Genomic DNA, 11788 nt, shown 5'->3' with positions numbered 1-11788 from the left:
GCGTTTCGACCCCAAGGAGGGAGTAACAAGCACGCGGCAGCGTTCCCTCCCCCTTGTGGGGAGGGTTAGGGTGGGGTCCTCTTTGTAAAAACTCATACGCGATTGCCTTGCCCTTGCGGGGGAGATTGGCTTTTCCCTCGCTTTCGCCAACCACCAGCCGTAAGCACAAAAAAAAGGCGGCGCCAGTTTCCTGGCGCCGCCTTTTGTTCATTGCCGAACCCGGGCTTTAAGCCGCCGGCTGGGCCTCGATGGTGCGCAGGGCCTGGGTCTGGCGCTTGGCGGCGGCCTTGACCGCATCCTGCACCTTCTCGAAGGCGCGCACCTCGATCTGGCGCACGCGCTCGCGGCTGATGTCGAACTCGGACGACAGCTCTTCCAGCGTCAGCGGCTCCTCGGCGAGGCGACGGGCCTCGAAGATGCGCCGCTCGCGCTCGTTAAGCACGGCAAGAGCGCCCGAAAGCATGCCGCGCCGGTTTTCCAGCTCGTCCTGCTCGATCAGCATCTCTTCCTGGCTTTCGTGGTCGTCGACCAGCCAATCCTGCCATTCGCCGGATTCGCCTTCCGTCGCCCGGATCGGCGCGTTGAGCGAGGCGTCGCCCGACAGGCGGCGGTTCATCGACACCACTTCGGCTTCGGAAACGTTGAGCCGTGTGGCGATCTCGGCGATCTGGTCGGGCTTGAGGTCGCCGTCGTCCAGCGCCTGGATCTTGCCCTTCACCTTGCGCAGGTTGAAGAACAGACGCTTCTGGTTGGCGGTCGTGCCCATCTTGACCAGGCTCCACGAGCGCAGGATGTATTCCTGGATCGAGGCCTTGATCCACCACATGGCGTAGGTCGCGAGGCGGAAGCCGCGCTCGGGTTCGAATTTCTTGACGGCCTGCATCAGGCCGACATTGCCTTCCGAGATCACTTCGCCGATCGGCAGGCCGTAGCCGCGATAGCCCATGGCGATCTTGGCGACGAGCCTCAAATGGCTGGTGACGAGCTTGTGCGCAGCGGACGTGTCTTCATGCTCGGCATAACGCTTGGCGAGCATGTACTCTTCCTGCGGCTGAAGCATGGGAAAGCGGCGGATTTCTTCCAGATAGCGGCTGAGGCCGCCTTCGCCGGAAACGATACTGGGTAGTGACTGGGCCATGATAGCGCCCCCTCTCTATTGGAGTGATGCCCCCGAAACGCGGCGGGCATGTGACGCGAACACCAAAAGGCTCGCTCGCGACATCAGAACTTATACAGGAACAAAACCAGAAAAGACAGACATTTGTTCAACACGAAACAGTGTGTCACGTTGAAGTGAACAATGCCAGTCAGGTTTTTTGATGGCTGGTTTCGAGCTCGTTGACGGCAGGTTCAGAGATTACGAAAGCCGCCGACGAGTTCCTCCATGTCCCCCGGTATCGGCGCCTCGAACCTCATCGGTAAATGGGTATCGGGATGGCGAAATGCAAGGAGCCAGGCATGCAAAGCTTGCCGGGAAAATGCCTTGACCTGACTTTTCAGGGGCTCCGGCAGCCGATTGGCCTTGGTGCGGAAGGCCTGGCCATAATCAGGGTCGCCGATCACCGGGTGGCCGATATGAGCCATATGGACGCGGATCTGGTGGGTGCGGCCCGTTTCCAGCCGGCATTCGACCAGGCTGGCGGTCGCAAATGCCTGCTGGTTCTCGCCGAAACGCTCCTGAACGGCGAAATGGGTGACGGCATGGCGGGCGTCGTCGCGGCCTTCCGGCACAACGGCGCGGCGCACCCGGTCGGCGGCGCGGCCGAGCGGTGCATCGACCGTTCCGGTCGGCCTCTGCGGGATACCCCAGACCAGGGCCAGATAGGCGCGTTCTAGATCGCCGGTCCGGCCATGGTCGGCGAAGGCTTCGGACAGGGCCTTGTGGGCGCGGTCGGTCTTGGCCACCACCATGACGCCGCTGGTTTCCTTGTCGAGACGATGGACGATGCCCGGCCGGCGCACCCCGCCAATACCGGAAAGGCTGTCGCCGCAATGATGGATCAGCGCGTTGACCAGCGTGCCGGTCCAGTTGCCGGCGCCGGGATGCACGACCAGCCCCGCCGGCTTGTTGATGACGATCAGTGCGTCGTCTTCATAGAGTACGTCGAGGGCGATGTCCTCGCCCTGTGGCGCGGCCGGCTCCGGCTCCGGCATCGCGACCGATACACGTTCGCCTGGTGTCATCTTGCGCTTGGTCTCGTCAACCGGCTTGCCGTCGATCCTGACCGCGCCTTGCCGGATCAACATCTGCACGCGGCTGCGCGACATATCAGGGCCAAGGCTGGCCGCCAGCCATTGGTCGAGGCGCTGGCCCGACGCATCCTCGCCCGCTATCAGCACGGCGGGTGCCGCCTCTGTCAATTGATCCCCTATCAATTCGGGGGCCTCTTCGTTATGAGCGCTCATCGAAAAACCGTTCCGGAATGTTTTGCCATGGCCCGGCCCGCTGCCGAAGAAGATCAGGAAAAGCCGCTCGATCCCGAGGTCGAAAAGATGCGTGGCAAGCTCGTCCGCTTCATGGCCATCAATCTCGGCCTGCTGTTGCTGGCCCTTATGGTGGTGATCGCGGCGATTGTCTACAAAGCCCGCAAAGCATCTCCCGAGAACCCGCCATTGGCCGGCGATATCCAGGTGCCCGCCGGCGAGCCGTTGAGCGGCGACATCGTGCTGCCGGTCGGCGCCAAGGTGGTCAGCCAGTCGCTGTCCGGCAATCGCATCTCGATCGATGCCGAACTTGCCGACGGCGGCCGAACGATCTTCGTCTATGACATTGGCGAGCGCCGCCTGATCGGCCGTTTCGCTGTTCGCAACAAATGACAGGCCGCAACAACGAGCAGGCCCAAGGCATGAAGGGTTTTGCCCAACATCGCCGTGTCGCGACCGTGGCACTGATCGTCGCCAACTATGACGAGGCGATCGCCTGGTATGTCGGGCGGCTGGGCTTCCTGCTCACCGAGGATGTCGATCTCGGCGGCGGCAAGCGCTGGGTGACGGTGGCGCCGGCCAACGGGCAAGGCGCCCGGTTGCTGCTGGCCGAGGCGTCGGACGAGGCGCAAAGGCAAAGCATCGGCAACCAGACCGGCGGCCGCGTTTTCCTGTTCCTCGAAACCGACGACTTTGCCCGTGACCATGCGGCGATGCTGGAAAAGGGGGTCGAATTCCGCGAGGCGCCGCGTTTCGAACCCTATGGCACGGTGGCTGTTTTCGCCGATCTCCACGGCAATCTCTGGGACCTGATCGAGCCGAAACGGTAAAGCGCGGGCGTCTTTTCATTCAATCTGGTAAAGCCGCCGAACCCCAGTTGCTTTTTCCTGGCCGTCAGCCTATATCGCCGGTTCTTGAACGCGCCCATCGTCTAGCGGTCAGGACACCGCCCTCTCACGGCGGGAACAGGGGTTCGATTCCCCTTGGGCGTACCAACGATTTCAATCGCCATTGCAGTAGAAGTCATAGACGTGCCGCCCCGTGGCTCGCCACATCAGGGCATAGTTCTGACGGCTGAAAGTGTGGACATGTGCTTTCGCCCTACCGAGAAAAGCCGTGGCCGTCACCGAACAGGTATCCCCAAATGTGCAACTCTCCGAGTTGCCGGCGGAGTGGGCCACCTTCCGGGTCCGCTTCTATGGGGCTCGACTAGCGTTTTCTCGCGACCACCAAGAAGTTTTGGGCAAAGCGCTCCGGGACACCGGCTCTCCTGCTTATCGTCTCAATGGGCCCGACCAACATTTCGCAAAGCCTTGGTAGCAGCCATCCGGGCCGCGGCAAGTACCCGTAACCGATGACCTGTTCGACGACGAAGCCATTGGAAACGAGCATCTGGCGATATGCCTGGACGCTCAGCGTATTGCGCACGACGCGTCCCTGACATTGGTTTAGAAAGCGATAGACCAGCCCCATTGGCGAGGATGCGTTCATGTGGATGTTGGAAACCAGCAACCCGCCCTCGTTCAAATGCTCATGAATAGCCAAAAGCGCGTCTTTCCTAAGAGTGTCTTCAGCGTTCAAGAAGAATCGAAAAGCCGTAACCACGTCGAATCTTCTGGGGAGCGGGGAGACCGTCAGATCGGCTTTCACCAGCGTCACTGTCCCCGGAACCCGCGCACAAGCAAGCATGGATTGGGAGACATCGACCCCAACCACCACGCCAAACAGTGGGCCTACAACATTTGTCACGCGACCTGTGCCGCACGCGAAGTCGAGACAGCTGCGGTCCGGCCCGGCAAGAGGCTTGAGAATGCTCTCGACGAGGGGGCGTTCGATACGCGACCACAACGCAGCATAGTAGCCGGAACAGAAAGTTCTCAAGTAACTGTTGCCGTAGCCAGCGTTCTGATGGCTTGATCGGTAATCGCTATAAGCGCCCGGCTCGCATGACCGCTCGTCCAACACATAAACATCGGAACCATCCATCGCGACAATCTCCTTTCTCGGCCCGCGAATAGAGGTCACTCTTCACAATCGATCTTCATGCTTTCACACGACGCAGACCTTACAAATGCGTAAGGAATGAGGGGTCGTAAGGGGGGCGCTCTTCAAGGGTGTGAGGCCGGCAGCCACAGAGAATGGATCAAGCCGGCAACTTGTACGTCACAGAAGCCTTGGGTGGGTGTGCGGCAGCCTTGTACCGCGAGCGCGTCGGCTACGCGCAGATAGGCGGCGAGCAAGCTCTAGGAGCCCGATGGCGAGGTCGTGGCCGATTTTTCAATATTCACATCGATCTCGTCATACGCTCTATCGACGAGTGCAAGAAACTTGGTTGAGTATATTCCCCTATAGTTGTCAGCATCAGGGACATCCTTATGCAGAAGTGGCCTGATGTATTCACCATGCCGAAATAGCTGGTCACGTAGAATCTGAAAATAATAATCACCTTCTGTATAATTTATTGCTTCATCGAAAGCGGATAGCATTATAGAAACGAAAGTGTCATACCTGTCCTCGTCTACATCATCGCCCTTTCTGTATTTCCCCATGGATAGACCTGGAAACTTCAAGTACAATTTAAGGTAATCATTATAGAGTGATTTGGCCGACGATTCCCTGCTAATCTGCTTGTCGAGTTCATTAATTCTTATATCTCTCTCTTTTTCATCTTGGGTTCTTCTTTTATCTCGTCGATATTCTTTGTATGAAATCACAAAGGCCGCAAGCAGGAACGCCACCGCGACAATGTTTGCGACGTCTATGCCAGGCTGAATCTGGTTGGCAACGTGGGACTCGAGAAAGTTCGAAACCCATTCAAACATTGTGCCAATCCCCCACGACAAATGACTGAATATCGTCCCGGCACACTGGGCGCGGACCGGCGAATATATGCGCCGCTCTAATATTCGCGAAGCATGCAAATGGAGGACGGGGAGATGTTACGGATAAGCCGGCTACACCCAGCGGCGACAGCCTGCTGGTGACTGCGGCGAAGCGTTAGGTCTCAACGGGTGCTTTCCACCGTTCTTCAATTCGGTCGGATGGATTTCGCCGGCATTGGAATGTCGGTCTGTAGCCCTAGGGCGTCCGCCGCCCAATCTCTCATTTCCGGTGAAGCGTCGCTGGACTTTAATATTGACACTGCCAGCGCAGAGATGTCGGCGGGAGGTCTTCTGTAGGCGGTTGCGTAGGTGAAATAGCCAACCAAGATGGCGCATACCACCGAAATGATCGGTGGGACGAACCGCAGTGTCGCTAGAGCCAACGTCCGCCAGCGTGCTGGCAGATAGGTTCTTGGAAGTTCACCCTCTTCTGCAAGGTCGGTCATTCCACTTCGCCCCCGCGTCGATAGAACGTCCGTATGATAATGGTCTACATTAGTTAAAATGCGAATAAACACCTTGAAGCATATTGTGTCAGAGAGGCGCCCTGGATTTCCAAGCTTCGCCAGACGCGCAGCTTGCTACCACGCCGGACGCATGTCCCAGAATGAGGCATGTTGGATTGGCACCGCAATTGCGATCGGAAGTGTGTAGGGGTGGACGAGGTCCGTCGCTTCGCGAATGAGGCGGCGGGCCTTCGATTTGTGGATTGGCGGCCAGTGCGGGCCGATACACAGTTGCCTGAGGCCACGCGAAGATGGACCACGTCGGCAATCTATCCGTTGAACTAATCCACGCTATATCCCGCAGCTCAATGCAAAGCACAGGGCTGGCACGACGACCAAGCCAATTGCCATGGCTACGACAACGACAACACCAAGTCTCTCGGTTCGTCTGACGAGGTCCGCCATCTTATCGTCTTCCGACGAAAGGAGGTCCAAGGCTGAGGAGATATCAGGAGCGGGGGAATTGTTGTCATTCGCGGCTTGATTTTCGCCGTCATGGACTGTCGTTCTCTCGACAAAACTCGCTGGTTGCCCCGCTTCCAAAAATCTCACGACAGTCACCACTAAGCCACATCCACAACAGGGGTTTGCGCGCTCCACCGAGGGGCTGCGCCAGGTGCGATTCTAACGTGCTTGCCAGGCTCCGGTTGCGGCGCAGGACTTCAGTCGGGTGGCTTCCCGGACCTTAGCCTCACAGCGGAACGCATATGTGCGGGGGCCGTTGCTCAACCGTTGTAAATGGAAAATTGGAGAGGAAAGTCATGGCGGACGGCCCAACTGTTGTAAACTCGGGGGGCGGCGGCACTGCCGTCGCCATTGTTCTCGCAATCATCGCAATTGTTGTTTTGTTGTTCTTCACCGGCGTTATCAATATCCACGGCGGCAACGGGCAGGACATCAACGTAAAGGTTGAAGCGCCCAAGGTTGAGGCTCCGGCAAAGCCAGCAGCACCTGCGCCAGCGGCGCCAGCTCCGGCACCGCCTGCCAACGGCGGTTAACGCACGGGCTTGTTGTTGGAACCGATTACGCTCGGCGAAGTTCTTCGGGAGCTCGGGCGTCCCCTCGATCGAGCTGACAAACAAGAGCCCGTCACTGCCTCCGTGGTGGCGGGCTTTCGTTACAGATGCACCGTTGGTGCGTGCGACACCGCTAGCGGACAATCCCGGCGATCCGAACTGCGAGTGCATCGAGCCCGCCGCTGTAAATACTCGTCAAGACCTGTTCCGCAACTTCAGCTCTCTGCGCAGTGCATCCGATCAGGTCTCCGGCGCCCAATCTTGCTGGCTTGTTGCCGACGCAGTCCCATACGCCCCATGATCCGTCAGCCTCGATATGGCAATAAAATCTATGCTGGTGATTTTCCATATAGCCCAACCGTTCAACCTGGGTTTTGGGTCCACGCTATCCATGACAGTGGTTAATGGACCAGCGGCTGTCGCTTCCAAGAAGCCGGAACAGACCAGCCCTGAGAAACTGTCGAGCGTTGTGGCTCAGTTGGCGTGTCCGCCGCCGATCGACACTGAGCCCACGTAATCGCTGTGGGCCTAAATCGTGGCCCGCCGGCTCCGGCTGACGGGCCTTCCTCGTTTTTGTCGCCATCTTCCGAACTCGAGATCGTTGCCCTTTCTGCGGGCCGACGGCTTATGACGCGACGCCTCGTGCCAGAATACCTCGCCAAGTCGCGCTGATCCACTTTCTGTCCGCAGTAGGGGCACGGGTAGATATGACTGTCGATGGCATCGAGCCACTCACCTTGCGCGACGAAGGCACAAGGATGATGATGACAGCGGCAAGGCTTCCTCGTTCGCGTGGATTGAACGGGGAAACTGCGCCGACCTCCAGGGGCCTGCCAACTCGATGTTGCCTTCGTGATCGACCCTTCCAAGCGCCAGGACGGCCATCCCAACGAGGCCATCGAGCCGGCTTTTCAGGCAATCGAGGCACGCAGGGTTCCCTTGCCCGGCGGCTACCGACAAGGTGTGATCTCTGCGATCACCGTATTGCTCGGATTTTCGCTGCTGTTCCTGCGGTACTGGAATTTCGAAGCTGATGGCGGATGGACGATTGCCTCGATCCTGGCGACGCTCCTTCTCGCGCTGGCCATCGTTCTGCAACTCGTCGCACTGTGGCGTTCGCTGCTCCCAAGCGATGACGACGAGCCGGTCTATCGGGTCACGCTGCGCTGGTTCCTCGCCTCGATCATCGCTCTCCTTGCGGGCGTGCTGCTGGCCGGGCTGATCGCCTCGCACGTCTTCAATCTTTGATCGAGGCGGTTCCGGCTGCGCCACTATCCGTGCCTGCGCCCCGAGACCGTCCTGGTTGCCTGGCATGGGAAAGGCCCGCCGACCGGGAGTCAGGCGGGCCTTGGAGTAGTCGCAAAGGGACTGGCTTCCGACTGCTCTGTGATCCGTAGGATCACCTTCAACATGGTCCTCAGGATGAGTTGGCGCATCGGCCGAATAGATGAAAGAAGCAACCCTATCCGCATTTCGTGGCGATCCTGCTCTGAGAATAGGGAGGAAGAATGGAGAGGGCCTGGACGACACCCGGGCACGCATCCGCGCGGATCGCGCCTGGCCAGGGGATTGGCAAAATTTCCGAGGGCCCGAAGGCTTAAAGCCTTCAATCCACCCAATTTAAGTCAGGCGGCGGCGCTTGAAAGCGCAGCAATCTCTGTTACTTGCGGTGCCGGGGGTAGTATCCGCGGCAGTGCGGATTTTTGGGTCGGTAGAGTTGGAATGGCGTCACTGAAGATGATTTGCCCGCGTTGCCATGGCGGCGGCAAGGTTTTCGATTGCTCCAGATGGAGTGCATCGAAAGGGCATTGCTGCCCACAAGGGACACATCAGACCAGTTGCCCGGGGAAGACCCTCATTTGCACCGAATGTGGCGGCGTTGGGATGCTTGCGGAAGCCGAGCTCAGGGCCGTCGCCTAGTCATTGCTTCGGCCGCACGCGATGCGGACGGCTTTCGCGTCGCGATCGTGTCGCCATCCCTTGAAGAGATCCCGCGGGCTTTTGCGGCCAGAGCGGTTTCGTCCTTCGTGCCGCTTCTGGCGCGGCGTCACTGATTGCATTAGCATCACGTCATGGATTTCGAGGCACGGCTGAAGCGCCGCGCGGAATGCCGGGTGCCAGGCAGATCCTGACGGGCAGACGATGCCGTAGGGAGAAGGCCAATGCAGAAACTGCAATCGCAGGGCGTCCACCACATCACGCTGGTCGGCGCCGGGCGCCAGACCTCGATCGATTTCTGGGAAGGCGTGCTCGGCATGCCGTTCATCTTCGAGCAGCCCAACCTCGACAAGGCCAGCGAAAGCCATCTCTATTTCGATCCCGGCGACGGCCGGCTCATCACCGTCTTCACCGATGAGAGCCGCACGCCGGTCAAGCGGCGCACGCCGACCGATCCGGGCTGCGTGCATCATATCGCGTTCGCGGTGTCGCGCGTCACCTTCCTGCAGGCGGTCGCCAGGCTCGACGAGCGCGGCATCAAGCACAGCGGCGTCAAGGATCGCGGCTTCATGGATTCGATCTACTTCGAGGATCCGCTAGGCCTGCTGATCGAACTCGCCTCCTACCGCTTCGAGCCGCCGGCGGGTTTCACCCATGCCGACGTGCTGATGCAGGCACACAGGCTGCGCGTCGCGCGCGGCGACTACAACATCGCCGAGGTGCATCTTGCCGACGCGATCCAGGCGCTTGTCGAAAGCTCCCGCGCGACCTTGTCGGACGACCGGGCGCCGAAGAATCCATACTGACGGCCAACAAGACAGAGGGAGGAAAACAATGGCAAAGACAGCGACCAAGAGCGTGAAGAAACCGGCTGCCAAGGCAAAGCCGAAAGCCGCCGCCAAGCCTGCCGCGAAAGCAGTCGCGAAGCCGGCGGTGAAGGCAGCAGCGAAAGCCGCGCCGAAGGCGGCCGCGAAAGCCGCGGCAAAACCGGCAGCCAGAAAGCCGGCGCCGAAGACCGCGAAGGCCAACGCAGCGAAAAAGCCGGCGCTGAAGCTCAGCATGCTGAAGCCGAGCGTCAACAACATGACGGTGCGGGTATTTGCGCGCGCGGCAGGGTTCGATGCCGCCGAGACGGACGCCTGGGGTCACACGCGCTCGCCCGACTACATGGCGCGCAATCCGGCGCATCTGACGCCGATGATCGAGGACAAGGGGCTGCCCAGGGGCGTGCTTTGGGAAAGCTGCGCCATCATGCAGTATCTGGCAAACAAGTACGGGCTGGAGAAATTCTACCCCAAGGCGCCGGCCAGGCGGGCGATGGTCGACAGTGCCATGTTCTACCTGATCGGCACGCTCTACCCCTATGTGGCGCGCGCCACATATCCGGCGCTGGGGTTTCCGCAATATGCCGGCGAGGTCGGCCACAGCGATGCCCATCCCGACAAGAAGTCCGAAGCGCAGAAGGCCGCGATGGCGGCGATCGCCGAGCCGCTGGGGGTTTTCCATAGCTTCTTCAGGGACGGCAAGCCGTTCATCGGTGGCAAGAACCCGTCGATCGCTGACATCCGGCTGGCGGCGACGCTCGAGTTCCTGGCGGTCATCGACTACGCGCTGCCGCAATGGGCGACCGAATATATGGCGGCAATCGAGAAGAAGCTCGGCAAGGCCTACGCCGAGCCGGCCGGCGACGTGCGCGGCTATATCGCCTATGTGAGATCGCAGGCGAAGGCCTGACGTTAAGGATTCATTAACCAAAGCCCTGTCTACTGTCAGGAATTCGCCGCGCGACCACGGATGTACTGGCGCAATATCGGTGAAAGGAAAGGTCGGCTCCGTGCCGGCCTTTTTGCTTTTCCGAGCCCCATGCCGGGACATAGCGAGACGGTGATCCGGCAAACCCGGAGCATCAACTTTTCGCGTCGGGATATTGTCATCGTCGACGTTGGCTCTAACATCCCTTTCAGCGAATCCGGCCTGGAATGCCGGCCTGGAGTGAGATGAGGGTTTGCGATGAAATGCGTGGCGGCAATGCTGATGATCGCCGGTGGAATGCTTGCCGGGACGCTTCTGCCATCGCGGGCCGCAACGCTCACCACAATGGATGATGTCGGGGCCGCGATCCAGGCGTGCTGGACGCCGCCGGCGGACGCAGGGAATTCGATCGTCACCCTGAGCTTCAGCTTCAAGCGCGACGGCTCGCTGATCGGTCCGCCACGGCCGACCGCCGCGAAGGTCGCCGGCGATGACAAGGCGCGCAAGGCATTCATCGACGCGGCCATTGCCGCCGTCAAGAATTGCACGCCCCTGACCTTGTCACCGGCCTTGGCGCAGGGCATTGCCGGCAACGTCTTCACGTTGCAACTGACTTCCCCGAAGCAATAGCAGTTACCGCCGGCTTCTCAGTAGGAAGGAGCGGTAGCAAGAAATGGCGGCATGTGGATTCGCAACCTCGTCAGTGGGCGAGGGAATGCTTTCAAACAGCAGATGACTGTCAGGGCTTTCAGACCCCGCCAGACCGGTTCTTCAAAATCAACGGCTCAATGGCTCAGGCGCCGTACCTCGGCATGCCGGGCCAGGTCCGGTGTTTCGAACACATAGTCGCTCCAGGCCGATTCCGGAATTTGTCCAGCCAGATAGCATTCCAGCAACAGATTTTGCTCGGGATTGAGCGGTCGTGGGGCGCGCTCGTGATCCAGCCCGAGGGAATGAAAAAGGTTCCTTGTCAGTTCCGATACCGTGAAGTGGATCGACATCTGCGTTCTCCTTTGCCCATCAACGCCGCAGTCAGGCAAAGGTTTCAGCGCCATGCACCGGTAACGCCGGATTGATCGTTCGCCAGAGACCATGGCCCGTCAACGTCGACAGCCGCCGGTCTGGCCGCATTTGTTTTCCGGTTCGTCTCAATCTTGAAATAAAAATGTAATACCGAATTTACAGGGGCCCTTCTACTACACTGGATAGAAATCTGTTTAGATCGGAAAGTCTTAAGTATTAGGTATAGCTCATTTAGTCGAAGATTGCC

The 11788-nt window shown here is 59.6% G+C and carries 12 protein-coding genes and 1 tRNA gene; 8 read left to right on the top strand and 5 right to left on the bottom strand.

Annotated elements, in window-relative coordinates; genetic code table 11:
• Positions 1–226: 226 nt before the first annotated feature.
• Together rpoH and FJ977_RS15675 are read right to left on the bottom strand one after the other, a co-directional pair.
• Positions 227–1138, bottom strand: coding sequence for an RNA polymerase sigma factor RpoH (gene rpoH, locus FJ977_RS15680; protein WP_140772745.1), 912 nt, complete (start codon positions 1136–1138; stop codon positions 227–229).
• 212 nt (positions 1139–1350) lie between these two features.
• Positions 1351–2406, bottom strand: a complete 1056-nt coding sequence (locus tag FJ977_RS15675) for an RluA family pseudouridine synthase (protein ID WP_140772743.1) — start codon at positions 2404–2406, stop codon at positions 1351–1353.
• Between the two features lie 27 nt (positions 2407–2433).
• On the opposite strand from FJ977_RS15675, the gene FJ977_RS15670 reads away from it, so the two are divergent.
• The 3 genes from FJ977_RS15670 (at position 2434) to FJ977_RS15660 (ending at position 3419) form a co-directional block, all read left to right on the top strand.
• Positions 2434–2817: a fimbrial protein gene (locus tag FJ977_RS15670; RefSeq protein ID WP_140772741.1), complete on the top strand. Its 384-nt coding sequence runs from the start codon at positions 2434–2436 to the stop codon at positions 2815–2817.
• Between the two features lie 29 nt (positions 2818–2846).
• Positions 2847–3254, top strand: a complete 408-nt coding sequence (locus FJ977_RS15665) for a VOC family protein (protein ID WP_140772739.1) — start codon at positions 2847–2849, stop codon at positions 3252–3254.
• 90 nt (positions 3255–3344) lie between these two features.
• Positions 3345–3419 (top strand) — tRNA-Glu (locus FJ977_RS15660).
• Positions 3420–3633: 214 nt separating this feature from the next.
• Here the strand turns inward: FJ977_RS15660 and FJ977_RS15655 are convergent.
• Both FJ977_RS15655 and FJ977_RS15650 read right to left on the bottom strand, forming a co-directional pair.
• Positions 3634–4410 (bottom strand): class I SAM-dependent methyltransferase, encoded by a 777-nt coding sequence (locus FJ977_RS15655; RefSeq protein ID WP_140772737.1) that lies wholly within the window; start codon positions 4408–4410, stop codon positions 3634–3636.
• Positions 4411–4667: 257 nt separating this feature from the next.
• Complete coding sequence (locus FJ977_RS15650) at positions 4668–5246, bottom strand: hypothetical protein (protein WP_140772735.1); 579 nt, start codon at positions 5244–5246, stop codon at positions 4668–4670.
• Positions 5247–6573: 1327 nt separating this feature from the next.
• On the opposite strand from FJ977_RS15650, the gene FJ977_RS15645 reads away from it, so the two are divergent.
• The 5 genes from FJ977_RS15645 to FJ977_RS15625 all read left to right on the top strand — a co-directional run bounded on the left by FJ977_RS15645 (position 6574) and on the right by FJ977_RS15625 (position 11148).
• Positions 6574–6810: a hypothetical protein gene (locus tag FJ977_RS15645; protein ID WP_140772733.1), complete on the top strand. Its 237-nt coding sequence runs from the start codon at positions 6574–6576 to the stop codon at positions 6808–6810.
• 870 nt (positions 6811–7680) lie between these two features.
• A complete protein-coding gene (locus tag FJ977_RS15640; RefSeq protein ID WP_210243841.1) occupies positions 7681–8076 on the top strand; it encodes a hypothetical protein in 396 nt (131 codons plus the stop codon).
• A 914-nt stretch (positions 8077–8990) separates the two neighbouring features.
• Positions 8991–9572 (top strand): VOC family protein, encoded by a 582-nt coding sequence (locus tag FJ977_RS15635; protein WP_140772731.1) that lies wholly within the window; start codon positions 8991–8993, stop codon positions 9570–9572.
• 28 nt (positions 9573–9600) lie between these two features.
• Positions 9601–10500: a glutathione S-transferase family protein gene (locus FJ977_RS15630; RefSeq protein WP_140772729.1), complete on the top strand. Its 900-nt coding sequence runs from the start codon at positions 9601–9603 to the stop codon at positions 10498–10500.
• Between the two features lie 276 nt (positions 10501–10776).
• A complete protein-coding gene (locus FJ977_RS15625) occupies positions 10777–11148 on the top strand; it encodes a hypothetical protein (RefSeq protein ID WP_140772727.1) in 372 nt (123 codons plus the stop codon).
• Positions 11149–11303: 155 nt separating this feature from the next.
• On the opposite strand, the gene FJ977_RS15620 is transcribed toward FJ977_RS15625, so the two are convergent.
• Positions 11304–11519: a hypothetical protein gene (locus FJ977_RS15620; RefSeq protein WP_140772725.1), complete on the bottom strand. Its 216-nt coding sequence runs from the start codon at positions 11517–11519 to the stop codon at positions 11304–11306.
• Positions 11520–11788: the final 269 nt, after the last annotated feature.

The sequence above is a fragment of the Mesorhizobium sp. B2-1-3A genome, assembly GCF_006442655.1.
Classification (GTDB): domain Bacteria; phylum Pseudomonadota; class Alphaproteobacteria; order Rhizobiales; family Rhizobiaceae; genus Mesorhizobium.
The sequence above is the reverse complement of the archived record's forward strand: the minus strand, read 5'-3'. Positions and strand labels throughout refer to the sequence as shown.

Bases quoted from the DNA above. Each gene is read 5' to 3' on its own strand.
- rpoH (WP_140772745.1), bottom strand. From the start codon at position 1,138: ATGGCCCAGTCACTACCCAGTATCGTTTCCGGCGAAGGCGGCCTCAGC.
- FJ977_RS15675 (WP_140772743.1), bottom strand. From the start codon at position 2,406: ATGAGCGCTCATAACGAAGAGGCCCCCGAATTGATAGGGGATCAATTG.
- FJ977_RS15670 (WP_140772741.1), top strand. From the start codon at position 2,434: ATGGCCCGGCCCGCTGCCGAAGAAGATCAGGAAAAGCCGCTCGATCCC.
- FJ977_RS15665 (WP_140772739.1), top strand. From the start codon at position 2,847: ATGAAGGGTTTTGCCCAACATCGCCGTGTCGCGACCGTGGCACTGATC.
- FJ977_RS15655 (WP_140772737.1), bottom strand. From the start codon at position 4,410: ATGGATGGTTCCGATGTTTATGTGTTGGACGAGCGGTCATGCGAGCCG.
- FJ977_RS15650 (WP_140772735.1), bottom strand. From the start codon at position 5,246: ATGTTTGAATGGGTTTCGAACTTTCTCGAGTCCCACGTTGCCAACCAG.
- FJ977_RS15645 (WP_140772733.1), top strand. From the start codon at position 6,574: ATGGCGGACGGCCCAACTGTTGTAAACTCGGGGGGCGGCGGCACTGCC.
- FJ977_RS15635 (WP_140772731.1), top strand. From the start codon at position 8,991: ATGCAGAAACTGCAATCGCAGGGCGTCCACCACATCACGCTGGTCGGC.
- FJ977_RS15630 (WP_140772729.1), top strand. From the start codon at position 9,601: ATGGCAAAGACAGCGACCAAGAGCGTGAAGAAACCGGCTGCCAAGGCA.
- FJ977_RS15625 (WP_140772727.1), top strand. From the start codon at position 10,777: ATGAAATGCGTGGCGGCAATGCTGATGATCGCCGGTGGAATGCTTGCC.
- FJ977_RS15620 (WP_140772725.1), bottom strand. From the start codon at position 11,519: ATGTCGATCCACTTCACGGTATCGGAACTGACAAGGAACCTTTTTCAT.